The organism is Alteromonas sp. 5NW40-0090 (assembly GCF_057552975.1).
This window is the reverse complement of the sequence record NZ_BAAJLT010000006.1, coordinates 219,792-241,213: the sequence shown is the minus strand read 5'-3', so window position 1 is coordinate 241,213 and position 21,422 is coordinate 219,792. Positions and strand designations below refer to the sequence as shown.

General features: G+C 46.5%; 19 protein-coding genes and 1 riboswitch. Of the genes, 6 read left to right on the top strand and 13 right to left on the bottom strand.

The genetic code is table 11. The annotated features are described in order from the left end of the window. Nucleotides 1-79 precede the first annotated feature (79 nt). Entirely contained in the window at nucleotides 80-598 is a 519-nt protein-coding gene (locus AC27KT_RS09605; RefSeq protein WP_487129418.1) for a hypothetical protein, read from the top strand. Between the two features lie 62 nt (nucleotides 599-660). Here AC27KT_RS09605 and AC27KT_RS09600 read toward each other — a convergent pair whose 3' ends face one another. Next, nucleotides 661-1,881 carry an acyl-CoA dehydrogenase family protein gene (locus tag AC27KT_RS09600; protein ID WP_487129416.1) on the bottom strand — a complete coding sequence of 407 codons (1,221 nt, stop codon included), beginning with the start codon at nucleotides 1,879-1,881 and terminating at the stop codon, nucleotides 661-663. Between the two features lie 235 nt (nucleotides 1,882-2,116). Between AC27KT_RS09600 and AC27KT_RS09595 the strand changes: the two genes are divergently transcribed. From AC27KT_RS09595 to AC27KT_RS09580, 4 genes are all read left to right on the top strand, one after another. Beyond that, nucleotides 2,117-3,040 carry a LysR family transcriptional regulator gene (locus tag AC27KT_RS09595; RefSeq protein WP_487129414.1) on the top strand — a complete coding sequence of 308 codons (924 nt, stop codon included), beginning with the start codon at nucleotides 2,117-2,119 and terminating at the stop codon, nucleotides 3,038-3,040. A 54-nt stretch (nucleotides 3,041-3,094) separates the two neighbouring features. Then, nucleotides 3,095-3,856, top strand: coding sequence for an MBL fold metallo-hydrolase (locus AC27KT_RS09590; RefSeq protein WP_487129412.1), 762 nt, complete (start codon nucleotides 3,095-3,097; stop codon nucleotides 3,854-3,856). Nucleotides 3,857-4,068: 212 nt separating this feature from the next. Further along, nucleotides 4,069-5,460, top strand: coding sequence for a YcjX family protein (locus tag AC27KT_RS09585; protein WP_487129410.1), 1,392 nt, complete (start codon nucleotides 4,069-4,071; stop codon nucleotides 5,458-5,460). Further along, nucleotides 5,457-6,533: a DUF697 domain-containing protein gene (locus tag AC27KT_RS09580; protein ID WP_487129408.1), complete on the top strand. Its 1,077-nt coding sequence runs from the start codon at nucleotides 5,457-5,459 to the stop codon at nucleotides 6,531-6,533. Before AC27KT_RS09585 ends, AC27KT_RS09580 begins: the two co-directional genes overlap by 4 nt. A gap of 174 nt (nucleotides 6,534-6,707) precedes the next feature. Here the strand turns inward: AC27KT_RS09580 and AC27KT_RS09575 are convergent, their stop codons facing one another. The 11 genes from AC27KT_RS09575 to hemC form a co-directional block, all read right to left on the bottom strand. Continuing rightward, a complete protein-coding gene (locus tag AC27KT_RS09575) occupies nucleotides 6,708-7,934 on the bottom strand; it encodes a threonine/serine exporter family protein (protein ID WP_487129406.1) in 1,227 nt (408 codons plus the stop codon). Between the two features lie 247 nt (nucleotides 7,935-8,181). Beyond that, nucleotides 8,182-9,321 (bottom strand): 2-iminoacetate synthase ThiH, encoded by a 1,140-nt coding sequence (thiH, locus tag AC27KT_RS09570; protein WP_487129404.1) that lies wholly within the window; start codon nucleotides 9,319-9,321, stop codon nucleotides 8,182-8,184. Beyond that, on the bottom strand, nucleotides 9,318-10,088 hold the full coding sequence (locus AC27KT_RS09565; protein WP_487129402.1) for a thiazole synthase: 771 nt from the start codon (nucleotides 10,086-10,088) through the stop codon (nucleotides 9,318-9,320). The genes thiH and AC27KT_RS09565 overlap by 4 nt, the downstream gene beginning before the upstream one ends. Before the next feature lies 1 nt (nucleotide 10,089). Further along, a complete protein-coding gene (gene thiS, locus AC27KT_RS09560) occupies nucleotides 10,090-10,299 on the bottom strand; it encodes a sulfur carrier protein ThiS (protein ID WP_487129400.1) in 210 nt (69 codons plus the stop codon). Next, a complete protein-coding gene (locus AC27KT_RS09555; protein ID WP_487129515.1) occupies nucleotides 10,286-11,023 on the bottom strand; it encodes a HesA/MoeB/ThiF family protein in 738 nt (245 codons plus the stop codon). Before AC27KT_RS09555 ends, thiS begins: the two co-directional genes overlap by 14 nt. Nucleotides 11,024-11,165: 142 nt before the next feature. After that, entirely contained in the window at nucleotides 11,166-12,800 is a 1,635-nt protein-coding gene (gene thiE, locus AC27KT_RS09550; RefSeq protein ID WP_487129398.1) for a thiamine phosphate synthase, read from the bottom strand. Then, complete coding sequence (gene thiC / locus AC27KT_RS09545) at nucleotides 12,797-14,707, bottom strand: phosphomethylpyrimidine synthase ThiC (RefSeq protein WP_487129396.1); 1,911 nt, start codon at nucleotides 14,705-14,707, stop codon at nucleotides 12,797-12,799. Before thiC ends, thiE begins: the two co-directional genes overlap by 4 nt. Nucleotides 14,708-14,982: 275 nt before the next feature. After that, a riboswitch (TPP riboswitch) is annotated at nucleotides 14,983-15,094 on the bottom strand. A 108-nt stretch (nucleotides 15,095-15,202) separates the two neighbouring features. Next, nucleotides 15,203-16,378, bottom strand: coding sequence for a heme biosynthesis HemY N-terminal domain-containing protein (locus tag AC27KT_RS09540; protein WP_487129394.1), 1,176 nt, complete (start codon nucleotides 16,376-16,378; stop codon nucleotides 15,203-15,205). Continuing rightward, complete coding sequence (locus tag AC27KT_RS09535) at nucleotides 16,375-17,547, bottom strand: uroporphyrinogen-III C-methyltransferase (RefSeq protein ID WP_487129392.1); 1,173 nt, start codon at nucleotides 17,545-17,547, stop codon at nucleotides 16,375-16,377. Before AC27KT_RS09535 ends, AC27KT_RS09540 begins: the two co-directional genes overlap by 4 nt. Further along, complete coding sequence (locus AC27KT_RS09530; protein WP_487129513.1) at nucleotides 17,548-18,279, bottom strand: uroporphyrinogen-III synthase; 732 nt, start codon at nucleotides 18,277-18,279, stop codon at nucleotides 17,548-17,550. A 78-nt stretch (nucleotides 18,280-18,357) separates the two neighbouring features. Next, on the bottom strand, nucleotides 18,358-19,296 hold the full coding sequence (gene hemC / locus AC27KT_RS09525; protein WP_487129390.1) for a hydroxymethylbilane synthase: 939 nt from the start codon (nucleotides 19,294-19,296) through the stop codon (nucleotides 18,358-18,360). 197 nt (nucleotides 19,297-19,493) lie between these two features. Between hemC and AC27KT_RS09520 the strand changes: the two genes are divergently transcribed. Next, entirely contained in the window at nucleotides 19,494-20,555 is a 1,062-nt protein-coding gene (locus AC27KT_RS09520; RefSeq protein ID WP_487129388.1) for a GGDEF domain-containing protein, read from the top strand. 167 nt (nucleotides 20,556-20,722) lie between these two features. Here the strand turns inward: AC27KT_RS09520 and AC27KT_RS09515 are convergent, their stop codons facing one another. Beyond that, nucleotides 20,723-21,394: an alpha/beta hydrolase gene (locus AC27KT_RS09515; protein WP_487129386.1), complete on the bottom strand. Its 672-nt coding sequence runs from the start codon at nucleotides 21,392-21,394 to the stop codon at nucleotides 20,723-20,725. Nucleotides 21,395-21,422 lie beyond the last annotated feature (28 nt).

Sequence of the window (21,422 nt, the reverse complement as noted above, 5' to 3'; positions counted from 1 at the left end):
GAAGCGGTATTTTTTTGACTGGAATTTATTCAAGTGCTAGGTTAAGAAATGTACAAGTAAAACAACGAGGATGTTAATTGTGATAAACCCACGTAAATATGGACTTCATACCATAAAAACAGCTGCGCTTTCGCTAGCACTTGCTGCAAGCTTTCAGGTGGCGGCGCAAAACGACAAGGAACGCGTTGAAACCATTGAAGTATTCGGCCAAAAGACCACACCGCAACTAAAAAGAGCATTCGATAAACAGCGCTTCGAATTCTTGGAACTGTATAACAACATTAACGAAATCGCGAAGTTCGATGTTATCTGTAAATATGAAAAGCCCATTGGTAGCAAAATTGCCCGTAAAAGCTGCGAACCCCGCTATGTAAAAGACTTTCGCGCAATGAAGATTCAAACCTCTTCTACAGGCGTAGGAATTGACTTCAATCGCTTACCTAGCGATGACGAAATTCGTTTTCTTACTAACGACACGCGCGAAGAAGCCTTCGAGCATGTTGCAGCGCTGATTGCCACACACCCAGAGCTGTTCGACAGCTTTAGCAAACTAGATGCGCTACATCAGCGCATTGAGCTGCGCAAAGAAGACAACTAATTTTTAGGGCGTTTGAACCTAAAAAATGCGGCATTAAGCCGCATTTTTTGTGTTAGTTTTTGCTACTGATATTTTTTAAGCTCTAGGCGCGACACCATACCTTTGTGTACTTCGTCAGGGCCGTCAGCTAAGCGAAGGGCTCTTGCGCCAGCCGCAAAACGGGCCAGCGGGAAGTCGCTACACATGCCTGCACCACCGTGAATTTGTAGTGCCATATCCACGACGCTTTGTAGCATGTTCGGCACTACTACTTTAATGGCCGAGATCTCTGTCATAGCGTGCTTCACCCCTAGGTTATCTATTTTCCATGCCGCGTGTAGGGTAAGCAAGCGCGCTTGCTCTATTGCCATGCGCGCATCAGCAACACGCTCTAGGTTGCCACCTAAGCGGATGATAGGCTTACCAAAAGCAACCCGTTCGTGACCGCGTTTAAGGGCAAGCTCTAATGCTTTTTCGGCCATACCGATAGCGCGCATGCAGTGATGAATGCGGCCAGGGCCTAAGCGACCTTGTGCTATGGCAAACCCCTTGCCCAAACCCATTATAATGTTGTCTTTACTTACGCGAACATTATCAAAGTGCATTTCACCGTGGCCGTATGGCGCATCATAATCGCCGTAAGCATCTAGCATACGCTTTATGGTAATTCCTGGTGTATCTAGCGGCACTATCACCATACTGTGACGGCTGTGCTTGTCGTTATCTGGGTTCGATAAACCCATGAATATCGTGAAGGCTGCATTAGGGTGTCCTAGGCCTGTCGACCACCACTTCTTGCCGTTAATAACGACGTCGTCACCATCTTCAATAATGGTTGCGGCCATGTTGGTAGCATCAGACGATGCAACATCCGGTTCGGTCATGCCAAACACTGAGCGGATCTCGCCAGCCAGTAATGGTGTTAGCCATTTTTCTTTTTGTGCATCGCTGCCAAAGTGATACAGCACTTCCATGTTGCCGGTATCAGGCGCATTACAGTTGAAGATTTCAGGGGCAAACAGGTATTTACCCATGCGTTCAGCCATTGGCGCGTATTCAAGCGTGGTAAGACCTTGGCCTAATTCAGCATCTGGCAGAAATAAATTCGCTAAGCCCGCTTCACGTGCTTTGGCTTTTATTGCCTCGGTGCCAGGGTGCAGCTTCCAGTTTTTCCAGTCGCCGTGGTTATTTTCTTCATGGTGAAAGTCGTAAACTTCATTTTCAATTGGCGCAATATGCTCAGCAATGAAGTTATCCAGCTTTTCTAATAAGGCTTTGGTTTTGTCGTTATGTGAAAAATCCATAGGGTACCTTTATTTTTAAATTGTTCGCTTAAGTTTGTAATGCTTTTCAGCAGCGTATTTAGGCTTTTCATCACATGCTAAGCATGCTTGTTAAGCGTGCACTAAATCCATGTTCTTTAGCTATCGATGAATGAGTGCGAAAGTGCTTAGTTAGTTTCATATTAGAGAAACTTGCTCAGTGAATGAAATGAAATATAATCCTTAAGCAGTGTGAATTTCATTCATGGTTAAGGTGATGCTTGAAAGCAGACAATTTGAAAAACTAGACTTGAACTTGCTAAAGGTGTTCGAAGCGCTTTGGCAGCATAGAAACATGACCCGTGTGGCTGAAGCGCTGCATATTACGCCGTCTGCAGTTAGCCATGCCATGCGCAGGTTTCGGGATATTTTAGGCGACCCGCTTTTTGTTAAAGAAAAGCAAAGCATGTTGCCCACCGCTGCCTGCGAACGGTTAGCCCCCGCTATTTTGAAAGCTTTGGGTGATATTCGAAAAGCACTTGGAGAGTTTACTGATTTTAACCCGTTACATAGTCATCAGCGCTTTGTTATTGCCATGCAAGAGTCGTTAGAATTAGGTGTATTACCTGCGTTGCTTTCAACCTTAGAGAAACAGGCTCCTAATATAGAAATAGTAAGCACCCGCTTACACCGTGACGCAATGGTGGCTGATTTGACCAATCGAAACCTTCATTTGGTCATTGATATTGGCCGCGCCGTTGCTGCCCCCATTTCTCATTCGCTTTTACGTCGCGATACCTACAAAGTGCTTATGAATAAACAAAACCCCTTGGCGCAGAATTTAGATAAGAAAAAGTACGTGGCAGCCCGCCATATTACGGTGTCTAACCGCGCTAAAGGGGCGTCGGTGGAAGAAATTGCGCTGCAACAGTTGGGCGTAAGCCGGCCTTCTTTGTGGCGTTGCCAAAACTACCGTGCGGCAGCAGATGTGGTAGCAAATACCGAAGCTTTGTTAACCTTGCCGGGATCAGTGGCTGATGCGGTAAGTGACGATAACCTGATAAGCACTAAGCTGCCTTATCAGATACCCGCATTGGAAACACACCTTTACTGGCATAGCCAACAAGAAGGCGAACCAGGGCTGATGTGGTTACGGGATTTAATGCTACACTTGTTCGCTGAATCTGGTCTTACCAGATAGGTTCTGATAGGATTTAATGCTATCGACGCAGGGTCGGGTGAAAAGGAAGTTTTAATGAAAATTCACACATTAGTAGGCTACATACAGCATATTTATCTTGTTGAAGACAAGAGTGGCTTGCTGTTGCTTGATGGTTGTAGTCGTGCCGATGTAGACAATGTGTGCAATTACATTACCCAAACCTTAGGGCGCCCGTTAACTCACTTAAAGCTTATTGTGGTTACCCACATGCATCCTGACCACGCTGGTGGCGCTATTGCGTTGCGCAAGCGTACAGGTGCGCAGGTGGCGTCTCATCCTAAGGCGGTTAACTGGTATTCGGGTTTTGCGGGGCGTACCGCTCACGGTATCGACCTGCTATTAACCTGGTGGGTGGCAAATCGTATTGGCAAACCAAGAATGCCCATTTGGTACAACCCGATATTAGCGCCAGACATCACGCTTAAAGACAATCAAACGCTACCGGGCTTTCCTGATTGGCAGGTAATGTACACGCCAGGCCATACCGATCATGACCTAACCCTTGCGCATATTCCCACGCAGCAGGCTTACATAGCCGATGTATTGGTACAGGTTAAAGGAGAGTTAGTGCCGCCGTACCCTTTATGTCACCCAAACCAATACCGTGAAAGCTTAAAAAGGCTGGCTCAGTCACAAATTGATACATTCTTTTGCGCCCATGTACCACCGACGAAAAAGTCAGATATCGATTTTGAACACGTAATCGAAAATGCACCGCGCAAGCCCAAGAATCACTGGCATTCCAGCAAAAACCGCATAAAGAAAAAGCTCTTTAACCAAACCCGCGAGCATTAAATAGCCAACGCGTTTTTTATTTCACAGTGATAACTTAGCTGGCACCGCCCTTGCTTTTATCCCTCAGTAACCACATTACTCTTTAAGTCATATCTATAATGAAGTGAGGGCAACGAAGTGAAAGCACCCCTTGCGACAACTTATCCTTAAGGCAGTAGGCCAAAGTAATAGGTTCAAGGCTATAGGAACTGCAAAGGCAGCAAACAAAAATAATGCAAAAGAATATCGCTACGCTTTTTGACAAAACTCGGGAATTAGCGTCGCTAACTGGCGACAAGCTAAGTAGTGCGTTTAATAAAGAAACGCACCGGTTCACCATTACTGGGCTTAGTCGAAGTGGTAAGTCTATGCTGTTTACCAGCCTTATCACCATGCTGAAAAGCCGAAGTGAAGAAGGCTATGCGTGTTTGCCGTTATTGCGATACTTACCGCCTTCTCTAGTGCTAGATATGCACATAGCGCCTATTGAGGGCTATAAAACCTTTCCACATTTGCAGAATATTGCTGATCTTGAAAACGGTCAGTGGCCAAAAGCGACCGAAGAAGCGTTTGGCTTTAAGTTAGTAGTACGTTTAAAAGAAACCGCTTCGCTGAAGCGTCATGTTTTACCCCATAGCGAAGTGGTGTTTGAATTTATTGACTACCCAGGGGAGTGGGTGACGGACATCCCCATGTTAAGTAAAACCTACGCTCATTGGTCAGACTCTGCATGGGCTCAGCTAAGCAGCGGGCCGCAGCAATATTTTGCCAGTCAGTGGAAAGCCTTTGTTAATCAGTTCGATTTTGAGCAAGAGCCCACAGAACAGCGCATTCAGCTGCTAGTTAACGCCTATCGTGATTATTTAGTTGAAGCTAAAGCTAACGGTATATCTTTGCTTCAGCCAGGTAGTTTTTTATTGGAGTCGAGCGACTTTGATTGGCAGGCCTTTGGCTTTACGCCGCTGCCCTCAAGCATTACCAGCGACGTCTCGCACCCGTGGTTTAAAGTATTTGATAAGCATTTTTCAAAGTTTCAAAGCGGCTGGTTAACACCGTTAAAACAGTCCATTTTTAAAGAAACCGATAAGCAAATTATTCTTGTAGACCTGTTTGAAGGGCTCAACCACAGCAGACTGCATTTGTATCAGTTAAAAGAAACCTTAAGCCACTTGGCCGATACCTTTGTGTACGGGCAAAGTACGTGGTTTTCGCGCAATGTGCTGAAAAAAGAGCAAATTGGCAAGGTGGCGTTTGTTGCCACTAAGTCTGACTTGGTGCCGGTAAGTCAACGGGGTAACTTACTTAGTTTGCTAACCCAAATTACCGAAGGGGCACGAGCACGGTTCGACGGTAAACCTATTCAGTTTGAACATTTTTTAGTGTCTAGCATGCAAGTCACCGACGAGGGCAGTAATGAAGATGCTATTCGCTACAAAGACACTGACGGTCGTTACGTTGAATCTACGTTTGAACCCATACCCAGTACGCTGAAAGATATGGAAGAGGGCAGTCACTTCCCAGTACCAGATGTGAGTGTGCCCAGCGATTTCAAAGCACGTATTTTAGCAGGCAAGGGTGTAGATAGATTGCTTCAGTTTTTACTGGGCAAAGGAGAGCAAGAATGAGCGATAAACCTTATACATTTGATGAAAGCCCAGAGCCGTCTAGCTCGCCCGACACCATCAGTTCGTCCAATATAAGAAGCGATGCGCTTTATGGCGCTAATAGCGATCAGCAAGGTAATGCAGACACGCAACCTCAAACAGCGTCTCAAAGTGCTCAAAAAACGAGTGCGGTAAACAAGCCGCAGTACAAAACCAAAGTCAAAACACAAACATTAGATATTGCGCAGCCTGAAACCAAACTTCCACAGCAAGTCAGTGAAGACGCGTGGGAAGTAGATGCGAAAAAAGATGGCATTTCGTTAGGTGCCGCCACCTTGGGCTTTGGTGTAGTGTCATTGATTGGCTTTTTCGTTTTTGAAGCTTATACCACTCTTGCTGCGAACGTTTCTGAGCACCCCATTGGTACCGGAGCTTTAGGGGCACTGCTGGTGGGGTTTGTAAGCTGTTTCAGCTTTTTAAGTTTTAAAGAATGGTGCGGCTATAAGCAAGTAAATACAGCGATGGAAGATGCCGGTGTTATCCGTGATTTATTGGTTAATAGAGGAAGAGAAACATCGCCACAAAAAATAGACAGCGTGTTAAGTCAGCACGGAAAACGTTTTTCTCGCGGTTCTTATGCGGCTCATTGTTTTGACCGTTACAAGCAGCAACTTCAAGACGACATGACAGGGCCAGAACGGCTTGGTCTTTACGAAGATGCAGTATTAAAGCCTGTTCAGGAAAAAGCGCACAAGGTGCTCAATAAAGAATCGGTGACCGCAGGAAGCTTGGCATTTATTAGCCCCAACAACCTTATTCAAACCTTTGCAGTGATATGGATTAGCTTTCGCACCATTCGCCGGATGGCCCGTGTTTATGGGTTACGACCAAGCACAGCGGGCAATTGGAAGCTACTAAAAGTACTGGCACAAAACATAGCGGCACAGGGCGTGTTCGACTTGGCTACCGATGAAGTAGCCAATCAAATTGGCGGCAGCTTGTCGGCCAAGTTTATGGAAAACTCGGCTGAAGCCATTGCCGCCGGTGCGCTTAACGCCCGTTTAGGAAGAGCGTTAATTAAACTACTTAAATAGCGCTTTTAGCTACGCTACCTCATTATACTGATTTTGTTTAAGCTGTCTTTGTTTACGCTGCTTTTGCCTACGCTTATTTAAACGGATCTGGCACTTACAAGGCAGCGTTATAATTTTGCGTCATAAGTTTGCGTAACAAGCCTAGCTCTTTTAGGCTGCCCGGCGACTATGCTGTTACAACGCTTTCTTAGTGGGCACGACTACGTTGGCAAAGATTAACCCCGCCACTAGCGACATGAAAATAAGAAACACTTCCTGCCCTAAATGATCAGCTTTTACGAAGTCTTGGCCGGTCATAAACGAGTTCAAACCAATATAGGTTTTAGACCCCGGCACCAGCACGATAAGCCCGTGCATAGCCACAATAGTCGCTGGCTGGTTGGCAATGCGCGTAAACGCGTTTGCAAAAATACCTAACGCAAAGGCTCCAACGAATGCGCCTAGTCCCGGGCTCATGTAATCAGAGCTCCATGCGGTAGCACTGTAAGCAATAAACGCCGCAGCCAATGCCCAAGGAATATGTTTAATACGGGTTCTGAATATGGCCACTAGGGCAATGCACAGTAGGAACACCGCTAGCCAGGTTGCCCAATACGGTAGTGATTCTGCTGGCGTATATACGTTCTCACCAAACGCGCTAAAACCTATAGATACGCCCAAAAACGCACCGAAATACAGTTTGAATAGCTGCATAATAGCGTCCATAGTGCGGGCGGTACCCGATACCATGTTGCGGGAAGATAGCTCGGCTAAGCCCATAGTCAGCGCAAGCCCAGGCACAAATACAATAACGGAAGAAAGTACAACCAAAGGGATATTAATGCCAGGATCAACGTACTGGCCAATGGCGCAGGCAAGAATACCACCAACAAACGCGGTCACAGGCTCTAGCATTAAGTTTACGCGCTTGGACTGCTGCGCCCATAGTGTCCACAAATAAGCCACAATTCCCAAAGCGGCTGACCAGCCAATTTCGCTCCAGCTTGCACCCATTAGCATGGCAAATGCGCCGGTGGCCATGGCAAAGGCGGCGCCGGTTATTCCTTTGCCATAAGGGCTGCCCATGGCATCTATTTCGTTTAAACGCTTGTCTGCTTCGCTCAATGTTAAATTGCCAGACAGTAGCTCGCTGGCAAGTTCGTCAGTTAGCGACAGCGCATTCATGTCTAGTTCGCCAGGAAGTAAACGGGCTGCGTGGTTGTACTCGTCTTCGTGACGATCGCTCCAAATAACAAAAGTTAGCGACGTAGGCGTAGAAATAAATGACGCGTGTACACCTAAATACTTGGCGACTTCACCTAGGTAAGCTTCCAGACGAAACGCAGGGGTACCATACTTGTGCAGCATTTTGCCAAGCTTCACTATAAATCTACGAATTTGAATAAATTCAACGGTATCCAACGCACTGCCCTTAAGTTTTGATAACTTTAATATGAGATAAATAAGACAAAAAAGCCAGACGCATAGATAAAGTGTCTGGCTAAAATTTGGGCGGATTCTACGGAGGGTTTTACGCGAAAGCAAAACAAATTTTTTATTTATTTTGCCTTAAAAAAACTAATGCTCTTTCTCAAACTAAAGGCTTGGAATCAAGATCAAAAATAGCTATTTATACTGTAACGAGGTAGAAAGTCTTACGGCCTTCACTTTAAACCACCTTTCGTGCTTCAAAGGGCATCCAATCCTTCCAAACAGGCTCTAGTCCTTTCCTTGCAATCGCGTTTATCACTTCTGGTACCGAGCGGCTGTCATCAATATCAAACTGGTTTAACGCTTGTGAGGGTTCGCTATAGCCGCCAGGTTGAGTTTGAGAAGCGGCACTCATTGACGTTATTCCAAGGGGCATTACGCCGTCTCTAAACGCAGCCGACTCTCGGGTAGACAGGGATAGTTCTGCTTGCGGGTTAAATATACGATGAGCACATATCAGCTGCAGCAGGTCTCGTTCGTTAGGTAGTTTGTTATTGGTAAGCGCATTGCCGCCAGTGCTATTGCCTTCGCAGCTTCTAAGGCGCGGAAAGGCAATAGATACACGGCTTTGCCAATAGTGCTGCTGGATTAGTTTGCCGTGAAAGGCGGTCATTGCACTATCAACCCGCCAGTCACCTAAACCTAGTAGCGCACCTATACCTATTTTATCGATACCCGCTTGCCCTATGCGGTCGCTGGCTTCTAATCGCCATAAGAAATCCTGTTTCTTACCCCGGGTATGGTAGCTGGCGTATTGCTGGGGCGAATAAGTTTCTTGATACACTAAAACAGCATCTACCCCTTGGTGTTTCAGTGTTTCGTATTGCTCCCTTTTTAGTGGCTGTACCTCCATCATAAGGTAGCTTATCTTGTCGCGAATGGCGCTAAGGGCTTGTTCGAAATAGTCCATGCCCACTTTAGTCTCGTGTTCGCCAGTTACCAGCAACACCTGAGAAAAGCCCAAATCTTTAATAGCTTCGATTTCGGTGAGCACCTCACTTATAGATAGGGTCTTGCGCTTTATTTTATTACTCATGGTAAAGCCGCAATAAGTACATTCATTGGCACACAGGTTCGACAGGTACAAAGGCACGAATAGCTGCATGGTATTGCCAAACCTGTGACGGGTTAGTGCCTGCGCGCGACTTGCCATGGCTTCCAAGTAATTTGAGCCAGCAGGCGAGATAAGCGCCATAAAGTCATCAAGTGAAAGTGATTCTTTACCTAATGCTCGCTCAACATCACTCGCGGTTTTACTGTTAATTGACATAGCTAGATGAGTTAAGTCTTGCTGCATTAGTGCCTGTGCTACCTTCATACCGTTGGCTCCAAAAAGGCAGTAAGCGGACTAGAGGCCTGCGCAAAGTTGCTGGTAGCACCAAGCCCTGCTTCAAACGCTTTTCGGCCTGTTTCCACAGCATTTGCAAAGGCTTCTGCCATGGCAACAGGGTTCTGGGCAGTGGCAATAGCTGTATTCACCAACACTGCATCTACGCCCATTTCCATGGCTGCCATGGCTTCACTGGGTTTGCCTATACCCGCATCGACAATGACTGGAATAGTCGATTGCTCCACGATAATCTGCAAGAAGGGTTTAGTTTGTAAGCCTTGATTACTTCCTATCGGAGCGCCTAACGGCATAACAGCGGCGCAGCCTACTTCTTCTAAACGTTTACACAAAACGGGGTCTGCCCCGCAGTAGGGCAGTACGTGAAACCCTTTTTTTACCAAGGCCTCGGCGGCCTGAAGGGTTTCGATTGGGTCGGGCAGCAGGTAGCGCTGGTCAGGGTGAATTTCAAGTTTTATCCATGGGCTACCTAGCGCCTCATAAGAAAGCTCTGCGGCAAATATGGCTTCTTGGGCATTTTTAGCCCCCGATGTGTTGGGCAGCAGGGTAACTCCTAACTCTCGAAGGGCCGTTAGCGTTTCGTCTTGCGCGTTATTACTTGCAACGCGCTTCATTGCCAGGGTAACAATGTTACTTTGTGCAGCGGCCACTGCGTCTTTCATAGTGGTGGCGTTGCTGAACTTTCCTGTACCGGTTAAAAGACGTGATGAAAAAGTGTGGTTTGCAAGCGTTAGCATATTAGCCTCCTGCAACTAGGGTGAAGATATCAACGATGTCGTTGTCTTTAAGATAAGTGGTCGACCACTCTTTTTTACTCACTATGGCGGCATTTCTAGCAATGGCGGTACCGTCGTCATTCAGTTGTTTAAGAGCGATTAACTCGCTAAGTGAAATAGGCGAGATCACGTTCATAGGTTGATTGTTCACGTTTACTTTAATTTGCGTCATTGCAAACCTCGCAAGTAGAAGAGGGGGGTAATGCAAAGCTTTGTAGCGAACCAAGGCCTGCATTCCCAGTTAGATAGTGCCCCCACTTAATGTCGGCTTGGAAACCTTTTGCTAAAAACAACAAAGCTTGTGTTGTCTGGTGGCAAGCGGCCATACCAACAACAGGGCCAAGTACGCCTTTGCTCATGCAGTCTTCACGCACGGAAACCTTGTTCACTAGGCACTCGTAACAACCACTGGAGTTTGAGTTTTGCGGCAAGTTCAGTGCTTGCCAAGTGAGCCCGCTAGCGGCCGCAATAAAAAGCGGAATAGATGCACGATAGGTCGCTGCATTAATTTGGCGCCTTACCGTAATGTTGTCGGTGCAATCCAGTACGCAAGTCGCTGACGAAATTAAAGTTGGTAAGTTATTACTATCGGCAAAAAGGCTTTTAAACTGGATGTTTAGATGAGGGTTAACTTTGCGAAGTTCGTTATACAGCGACTTGGCTTTAAGCTCGCCTAAGTGCATTTCATTGTAGCTAACCTGCCGCTGCAAATTACTAATATCGACCGTATCGCCATCTATCAAAGTAATGTTGCCAACACCAGCGCCAGCTAGATAGCGGGCGGTTAAGCTTCCTAGTCCGCCCAGCCCTACAACTACAGCGTGTGCGTTTGCTAAATTAAGTTGACCGTCGTGGTCGATACAGTCGAGCAAAAGCTGCCTGCTATAACGCTTTATATCTTGGTGTTCAAGCTGGCGGCTAGCGAAGCCTTTAGCGCGATTAACTGGACCTCTGGCGTTATTGAATGAACCGTTACCGGTATTAAGTGAGCCATAAGCGTTATTGACTGAGTCAGTCGCGGTACTATTTGCTGATTGACTATGCAAAACCTGCCTCCTGAGCCAATGCTTGGTAGGCTTTCAGCGGATGCTCTGCATGTGTAATAGCACTCACAACTGCAATACCATTTACGCCGGTTTTAGACACATCACCTATACGCGATAAATTAATCCCACCAATGGCAACCGTAGGAATTCCCTCACACAGCTTCACATACTTTGCTAAGCGCACTAGACCTTGTGGTTTCGAAGGCATGTCTTTGGTATTGGTTGGAAATATATGACCAAGGGCAATGTAAGACGGGTTTAAAGCGCGAACACACTGAATTTCAGCGAACCCATGAGTTGAAATGCCCAGTCTTAGTCCGGCATCGCGAATAGCGTTTAAATCAGCAGTATCGAGATCTTCTTGACCTAGATGTACGCCATAAGCCCCAAGCTCTATGGCTAACTCCCAATAGTCGTTAATAAATAACTGACAGTTGGTGTGTTCCACTAACTCAATGGCCTCTCTTATCTGTTGGCGAATGTCTTGTTGTGACCCTTCCTTCACCCTCAGCTGAATGATTTTTACGCCCGTTGGCCAAAGCCTCGCTATCCACTCAACGCTATCTACCACGGGATAAATACCCAACTTAGTGTTGGTGAGTGCTGGGAAGAAAGCATTGCCTGCCAGTGCCGTTTCTACTCTTTTTTTGTTGTGTGGAGTTTTATCAACACCCGCAGCATTTCTTTTAGAAGCAGTGTTACGGCAATGAAAACTCACCTGTGGAAAACTAGCCGCCTGCGTGGGAAAACCATTAGCCCTTGCGAAGTAAGCAGGCAGGCTAGCCGCTTTATGTCGATTCGAAGTAGCCGTGATGGGGAGGTTGTTATCAGATACGCCGAGCGTGTTATGTCTTACTTCACTCACATAAGCGTTCGCCAAGGTTAGCGCATCTTCAATGCAATAGTCGTGAACAACAAATGCAGCAATGGCACTCGCTAACATACATCCTGTACCACGAAGATCACCTTTGCTGTTTTTGGGTTGCCTAAAATAAAGCGAGTGTGATGAGCAAAAATAGGTGTCGCATACGGTTTCTTGCCATTGTGCATGACCGCCTTTCACGTAAACGCTTTTTGCGCCCTTTCCTACAAGTCGATTTATTGCAGTTTGCAGGCTTTTATCATCGCTAACAGAGAGGTGGGTAAGTTTCGCGAGTTCATCAATGTTTGGCGTTACCAAATCTACCGTGGTTAACAGTTCGTCGATAACGCTTTCACTTAAGTCGCTCAATACACCTCCAGATGAAGAGCACAATACAGGGTCCCATATTACAAAAGGGCGAGGGCTAACCAACGACTGCATACGGGCGCAAAGCAACAGTGCTTGTTCATCGTTTGCGATAGCGCCAATTTTAATAGCGCGTGGTGGCGTATCTTCGTAAAGCACTTGCCACTGCTGGTTCAACGCAGATGCACTCATACTTTCTTTGCTAAGCAGATGCTGGTTTGATTGCACAGTAAGTTGTGTAGTGAGCACACAGGCATGAACATTTAAATTGGCAAGCGTAATGGCGTCGCGGGTTATTCCCGCGCCGCCGCTTGAATCAACGCCGCCTATGCACCATACAACCGGCAGCCTAATGCTAGGCGGCTCTAGTACTGGGGTGGTTAGGTGGCTGTTTGTCATGGCAACTCTACCTTGCTATCAGCGGTGTGATAAAGTTCAGCGCCCGATTGATTAAACGCATCGGCCATGTCTTTCATGCCTTTTTCTTTATCAAACTCTTGCTGCTGCGTTTGTTTAGCCACATCGCGCACTTCCTGAGAAATTTTCATGCTGCAAAATTTAGGGCCGCACATAGAGCAAAAGTGCGCAACTTTGCCAGAGGCCTGCGGCAAGGTTTCATCGTGATAAGCGCGCGCAGTGTGGGGGTCTAATGCAAGGTTAAACTGATCTTCCCATCTAAACTCGAAGCGGGCTTTCGACATAGCATTATCGCGTATTTGCGCGCCTGGGTGGCCTTTCGCCAAGTCGGCTGCGTGTGCCGCTATTTTATAAGTGATAAGCCCCTGTTTAACGTCTTCTTTGTTAGGTAAACCCAAATGCTCTTTAGGCGTTACGTAACACAGCATTGCGCAGCCATACCAACCAATCATGGCGGCACCTATACCTGAGGTGAAGTGATCATAGCCAGGTGCAATGTCTGTGGTGAGGGGGCCTAGGGTATAAAACGGCGCTTCGTGACAGTGCTTAAGTTGCTCTTCCATGTTCGCTTTAATCATGTGCATTGGTACATGACCTGGACCTTCAATCATTACCTGAACATCGTATTCCCAGGCAATTTTCGTTAGTTCACCAAGGGTGCGTAACTCAGAGAACTGTGCATCGTCATTAGCGTCGGCAACGCTGCCAGGGCGCAGGCCATCACCTAGCGACAGCGCCACGTCGTACTTAGCGCAAATCTCGCAAATATCGTGGAAGTGTTCATACAAAAAGCTTTGCTGGTGGTGGCTTAAGCACCACTTCGCCATGATTGAGCCACCGCGCGATACAATGCCAGTAACTCGCTTCGCGGTAAGGTGAACGTATTCGAGTAATACGCCTGCGTGAATGGTGAAGTAGTCTACCCCTTGCTCGGCCTGCTCAATCAGCGTGTCTTTAAACATTTCCCAAGTTAAGTCTTCAGCTACGCCGTTTACTTTTTCTAGCGCTTGGTAAATGGGCACGGTGCCAAGTGGAACAGGGCTATTTCGCAGCAGCCATTCGCGGGTTTCGTGAATGTTTCTGCCGGTAGACAAGTCCATGATGGTATCGGCACCCCAACGGGTAGACCACACCAGCTTTTCTACTTCTTCCTCAATAGACGAGGTGACTGCTGAGTTACCAATATTCGCGTTAATTTTCACCAAGAAGTTGCGACCAATAATCATCGGCTCTAGTTCGGGGTGATTAATGTTACATGGAATGATGGCGCGGCCTGCGGCTACTTCCTGACGTACAAATTCAGGTGTGATGGTGTCGGGCAAATTCGCGCCAAAGTGTTCGCCTTTGTGCTGTTGCGTTAGCTCTGCATCTTTAATGGCTTGGCGGCCCATGTTTTCGCGAATGGCAATGTATTCCATTTCTGGGGTAATAATGCCCTGCCTTGCGTAGTGAAGCTGGGTTACGTTTTTTCCTGCCTTCGCTTTTAGTGGTTTGCGGCTGCGGATAAAGCGGAAATCTTCGGTAAAAATGTCGTTTTCACGCTCTTTCGCAAAGCTTGATGACACGCCTGCTAGTTCGATAGTGTCGCTGCGTTCTTCAATCCACTTTTGGCGAAGTGGGCTCAAGCCTTTGTGCACATCTATGTTTTCTTGCGGATCACCATAGGGGCCTGAAGTGTCGTAAACAGGAATTGGCGGATTTGGCTCTAAAATAGGGTTTTCTTCGGTACCACCGACTAGGCTGTCGTGCTGGTGAATTAGGCGCATGGCCACGCGAATATCGTCGCGGCTGCCACACTCGTAGTGGCGTGTTGAATTAGGGTAAGCTTCGCCCGCAAGTTCATTAATGAATTGTTGTGCTTGTTGGCGTTGTTCGCGTCTGTTCGACATAGCATTTAACCTTTTAAATTTAGGTTCTAAAAATGCTTGTCAGGAGTGAAGGAGAATACAAAGTGTAAGTGCAGAAGGGGCTATACCCGTTACTTTAGCGAGGCATTCAAATTAGGCTACGATAATTACACGCTTAACCTGTGTTGATGTTTATTAGGTAACCCACTTAAACAACTGTCTATGAGTAACTCATAGTGTCGTAAAGCGTGGTGTGTTAATCATCAACAGCTAAATAACTTCGCTTCACAATGCCAAGCTAGTGCTTGGTATTGCACACATTGTATTTTCTTGTTCCCTTCGCAGGTACTAGCCTGATCAGGTTCTACGGATCCCGCTTTCGCGGTCTCAGCTTACTGGGTTACCAGTGAAGCACTCCGACAAGTTGTTTAAGTCAATTCGGGTTGTTGAAATAACCCGAATTGAGAATTCCTTTTTACTATATCTTCAATTTTATGGGTAATACAAGTACTACTAAAAAACTAAACGAATGTTCATTTAGCTGGCTAGCTGCTGACCTTCCTTGTAAAGCTGAAGTGCAGCGGCTGTGTCATGCTTGCGTTCACTGATGGCAGAAAGCAGCAATAAGTCTTCTTTACGCGACTGCATTTTAGTGGCTTTAAGCAGCGCTTTTTCCGCCAACACATCATCGCCTGAATTGAACGCCACTTGGCCTAGTGTGGAATATAGCGACACGTTCTCTTCGTCTTGCTTTATCCAGCTTTCAAGCAAACGTAGTGATGGCGATGCATCAGGAATATTAAGCTGCGTGAACAGTGGAAAAAGGGTGCTATTCGGGCCACGTTTTTGCCATTCAACTAGCAAGTTCTGTGCGTCGGCATGCATGCCTTGGTCAAGCAACTGCTGAACGTATGCAGCACGGTAAGCATCGTCGTGACGAAGCTTACGAGGAAGGGTGTCCCAATACGATTTAAGCTCGACTGCACCTTGCTTACTGGCAATTTCTGCAAACTTACCTTTGGCAATTCGCTGGCTCCACGTCGTGTAATCAGCTTTGGGCAATGCTTTACGCCAGCCTGATAAATTCTCCTCAAGCACTTGCCATTTACCTAGCTTGGCAAGAATTTGTGCTTTTAACTGCACAACTTGCTTGTTCTCGCGCTCTTGCTCGTCAAGCTCGTTAAGTTTTTCCAGTGCCGCATCGTACTTTTCTTCAGCCACATCAATGCGTGCGTGCATGACGGTTGCGGCTACTTTTGCTTTTGGAAAGTCAGTTGCTTGAACAAGGAAGTAGCGGGCTTTGGCCAAATCGCCGTTGGCAAATGCAATTTGCGCTGAGGCCAAGTAATTAACACCTTCGAAATCACCGTTGGTGGTTTTGCCTAAGGCTTTTTGCGCCGAATCAAAATCACCAGCGGCCATAGCGTGTAAGCCATCGTAAAACGCGCGTTTGCGCTTGCGCTCACCCAAAGTGCCGAACCATTTATGTGATCCGGTGATCAGGCTTAACGACCATAAGACAAGTCGAGATAGCACATACCAAGCAATAACGGCTCCGATCACTAAAATACAAAAGCTTATCACTGTCATTTCAATAGCAGTGTTACCGAGCGAAATAAGTACGTAGCCTTTGTCGCCAAGTAGCATTGGGCCAACAATGAGTGCAACAACGAATGCGGCTAATACCGCAAGGGCAATAGCTAACCATTTCATAGTGCGCTTGCTCCTTGTCCAAACACCTGCTTCACGCGACTATCCAGAAGGCGTTCTAGCGGTTTTTGTGACGCTAGTTCTGTTGGAATTGGGCGCGATACATCGGTAGCAATCAGGTTTTGTAGTGCATCTACAAAGCCGGTTACCTGGCTTTTTTCTGTGTCGAACTTTTCAATAATTAACGTTTGAGCATATTGAAGTGATTGGCTGTAAAGGCCAGCATCACCCTGAAGCGCCGCGGTTTGCGCGTGCATAAGCTGCAGGCGAAGCTGCTCTTTCGCTAGGAACTGTGCTTCTAATGAAAGCACGGGCTCTACAGGACCCTCAATGGTTTTAACCGTAAGAAAATCGTTAACCAATGAGCGCCATACTTTTGCTAAATTTTCCTGCCAGTCATCAGCCGACTCTGACAAGGTGGTGTCTTCTGCATTGGCGTCTTCAGGCTTCTCGAAAGTATCAAGGGGAAGCTTATCAATTTGCGCAATCATGCCGGTCAGGGCTAGCGCCACTGAGCTTTGCGACACAGGGTTTAGCTGTTGAAGGGTTTGAATATCTTCAGCTAGCGTAGCACGAACGGGCAGCACCGATGGGTCGGCCAACGACTTTAAGCGTTTATCCGCATTAACTAGCAGTAAAATTGCTGTGCGAACATCGTTTTCCAGCCAAAGTTTTCTACCCGCCATGCGTACCAAGTAATCAGCTTCAGCAATTAACCAGTCGGCAGGGCGGCGACCTTCCATATTGTTTAACTGTTGAAGCGTAGATTCTGCTTGAAGGCTAAGCTTTTCATTTTGTATTTTAAGCTCGGATACCGTGCCTTGCAGTGCTTTATTCGTTCGCGACATTGCTTCTAGCGACGCTAAAATGTCACCACGCTCGCGCTCAATACTGTTTAACTTTGCGGTGTTGTTTTGCTGTGCGTTGGCGGAATCTGCGCTGGCCGATTGCTGCTGCATATAATACCAGTAACCTGCGCCAGCCATACCTAACACGGCCAAGAATAAGACGATGACGACGAACCACAACAGACCATTGCCTGATGATTTCTTTTGCTTAGCGCCAGATTCAGTCGATTCGCTCTGCGTGGCAGAAGACTCAATTACTTCTTTTTCAGCTTCCACTTTTACGAGTTCCTCTTTTTGTGGGCTATTTTCATTATCGTTGGCCATTCAATACTCCCAGTTATCCTTTACCCAGGCGATGAGTGCCTGATCGGTGGCTCGCTGACAAACCGCTACTTCCTTAACGCCTTTGCTGTTAAGGGTTAGGGCGATGCGATCACTCACTGTTAACCATTTAAAGGTTAATAGCGCATGACCAAATTGTTCTATCAGTTGCAGTGCCATTGCTTCGCTTGTAGCGATAATGCCGCTAACTTCGCCCATTTTCCACCGTTTTGTGTAAATTGGGCGTGCAAGTTGCTCCCTTTTATAAACGCAAAAGCTATTTACTAAAGTACCTTTTTCGTCTAATCCTTTTGCGATGGCGTCTCGCCCACCTTCACCTTTAATAATAACGACATGCTGACAGTTTGCCTCATTAAGCTGATGCATTGCCAGTATACCTTCGGACGTATGGTTCTTTGGTGTGACTATTTGCGCGGCTGGTAGTGCTTCAAGTCCGGCTTGTAATTTTCTTGCGGTGGCATCGCCAACGGCAATAATTAGAGGTAAGGGGGAGGCTGATTCGCGCAGCCCAGAAATAACAGGTTCGACAGCGTACACGCTGGTAACGATAATTGCGTTTACTCTATTGGACGCTACATAGTCTGCAGCGGCTTTTTGTTCAGAAGAGATTTTAATAATGTCAGAAGTGGCTATCCCTACAGCATTAATGCCTGCTTGTTCGAAAGCCGAAGCACTCGCTTTCAACTTTGGCAGTGGACGCGTGAAAAGAAGCATTTTATCCAACTCTCATCCTTTTAAGTTTGCTGCGCATTTCTATGTGCATTAGAAATGCGCGCTTCTACTAAATATAACTTAGTTATAAAGTGCTTTAAGGATTTCACCAGCACCTTGCGCTAAAAGCGCTTCAGCCACTTCAATGCCTATATCCGTCGCTTTTTCGCGTGACGCTGTTGCTGACGCAAACAACAGTTCAGAGCCATCTGGTTTGCCAACCATACCAGTTAAGGTTAGTACGTCGCCGTCAAGGGTAGCAAAGCTACCGATAGGTACTTGGCAGCCGCCTTCCAGTTTTTCGTTCATGGCGCGTTCTGCGGTAACACGGGTGTTGGTATCTGTATGATTCAGAGCCTGTAGCAAGCTAATTAGCTCTTCGTCGTCGTTACGGCACTCAATGCCTACAGCACCTTGGCCTACAGCCGGCAATGAAATGTCGGCAGGTAGCGGCATACGAATACGAGATTCCATTTCAAGGCGAATAAGACCTGCAGAAGCCAGGATAATGGCGTCGTACTCACCGGCGTCGAGCTTGGCTAGGCGGGTATTTACGTTACCGCGCAGGTCTTTAATGACAAGATCCGGACGATATTTTCGAATTTGACACTGTCTGCGAAGACTAGATGTGCCTACTACTGCACCTTGTGGTAACGCATCTAGGCTATCGTGGTTGTTAGACACAAAAGCGTCAAACGGGTTTTCGCGTTCACAAATAGCATGCAGACCAAAGCCTTCAGGAAACTCTACCGGTACGTCTTTCATTGAGTGTACTGCAATATCAGCACGGCCTTCTAGCATGGCAATCTCTAACTCTTTAATGAACAGCCCTTTCCCGCCAATTTTAGCTAAAGGTGTGTCTAGAATTTTATCGCCCTGCGTACTCATAGGTACAAGCTCAACGGTCATTGATGGATAGTGCTCTATCAATTTTGCCTTCACATACTCTGCTTGCCAAAGCGCTAAAGCACTTTTTCTAGTAGCAATTCGAACGGTGCGGGTAGTGTTGAGGTGACTCATGGCTATTCCAAACTCTGTAAAAAAGAAACTTAAACGATGTAACACACAACGTTATACGAAGTACCTCGTAGTATACGCATTTTCTGTATTAATGTTTGAAATTAGGCGCAGTTTTCTACTTGGCGGTTAAGGAAGTATGCGTCTATGCTGTGTGGACAAAATGTTTACTTAAGCATGCGAGGGGAAAAGTTGTTAGTATGGACAACACGCCAATAGGACAATTATTAAGAAACGCACAGCAAGACGATGCTGAAATAAAAAGGCGCAAACTGACGCTATATTTTATTTCCTACGTTGGTGGCACCATTATAGCGTTCATGGCATGGCTTAATTGGGGTACTAATAATCCTTTGTTGGTCGGAGTATTGGCTACATCCGCCACCGTTATTTACCTTAACGTTGCGCTCTCACATATTTTCCCAAAAAGTGATGTTTTTTATTATGTCGCTGGACTCATTGTTCTTTTCACCATCAATGCCTTGGTTTATACCGGCGGACTGAATAACACGGGTTTGTACTTCATATTCCCACTACTTTTTATTCAAATAATTGTGGTGCGATTTAAACCCGCTATGCTCTATGTTGCAGTCACCGTTGGGCTCTCGATTTACATGCTCTATAACCAAGACGTCATTGTGGCTAAATATCCTGCTGAGCATGTCTCTCGGTTTTTGATTTCCACTTTTTGCTTTATATGTGTTGCTTTTATTGGCGAAAATTTTTGGCACAAAAGCCGAAAAGAAATGCTGCGTGAAAACTTAGAGCGCATGAGGCAGGCTAATACAGATCCGCTAACTAAATTGCCAAATAGACGCTTTTTAGAAACCGTTTTTTTTGAACGGGCTATGAAAGACCCAGGTGCCTTTTTCCCTCTAACCGCAGTGGTTGTCGATATAGACCACTTCAAGAAAATTAACGACACCTTTGGGCATGATATCGGTGATGAGGTACTTATTCACTTTACAAGCGTTATCAAAAGCGCTGTTAGAGCGTCTGATATTGTTGCGCGCACCGGAGGAGAGGAGTTCCTAGTACTCTTTCCACTTGCATCGTTAAGCCAAGGCGTAAAACTTGCCGAAAAAATGAGAAAAGTAGTTGAAGAGAGCCCATTTACGGAAGGTGATATCAACCATAACATAACCGCCAGCTTTGGCGTGGCAACCGCGCTTACCGAAGACAAGCTTCACGCTAGCTTAAAACAAGCCGATGATAATCTTTATAAGGCAAAAAATGGGGGCAGAAACCGCGTTGCTGAATAGCGAGATGTTTGAGACGACCTGTTCGGCATCTTAATGCCAAGTACGAACGCAACGCGTGAATATAACGGTAATAACCACAAAGGTGCTCGACATAGTGTGGTAATTAGATAGTGTGATAATTAGCTTTGTTACAGCTAGCTATCACACTGGGTAAGGCATCGTAAATCTTAGTTTAAAACCTTCTGAAGCCAAGCACTGATGTCGTTTAGTTCTTGCATGCAGACGTTATGTTGCATGGTGTAGGTTTGCCATGTGGCTTTAAAACCATTTTCGTTGAGCGTTTTAAAAGCAGCGTTACCCATAAATACCGGCACTACCTCGTCTTGCTCACCGTGGGCCATCATAATTGGGGTTTCACGGTTGGTGTCTGTTGCCTCACTGGCAAGTAGCGATGGCTCGCACATATAAGTTGATAGCGCAATAACGCCAGCAAGCTTGCGGGCATATCTGGGGGCTAGGTGAAGGGCAATAACACCGCCTTGAGAGAACCCAGCAAGTACTATACGTTCACTAGGAATACCACTTTCAATTTGCGCCTCAATAAGTGCTTCTACCTGCGCAGCAGACTCTTTTACGCCCTCTAAATCAGCACGACTTTCAAAATCTAATGACTTGATGTCGTACCATGCGCGCATTCGCATGCCGCCGTTTATTGTAACAGGGCGCTCTGGCGCATGGGGAAAGAGAAATTTAACCGCCATCGATTCGGGGAGTTTAAGTTCAGGCACGATAGGCGCAAAACCATGGCCAGAATCGCCTAAACCGTGTAGCCAGATAACGCAGGCATCAGGCGCAGTGGAAGGGTTTATCTCTACGCACGGCAGAAGTTGCTGAGTCATTCTTTATTTCCTAGTTTTGTTGTTGCTT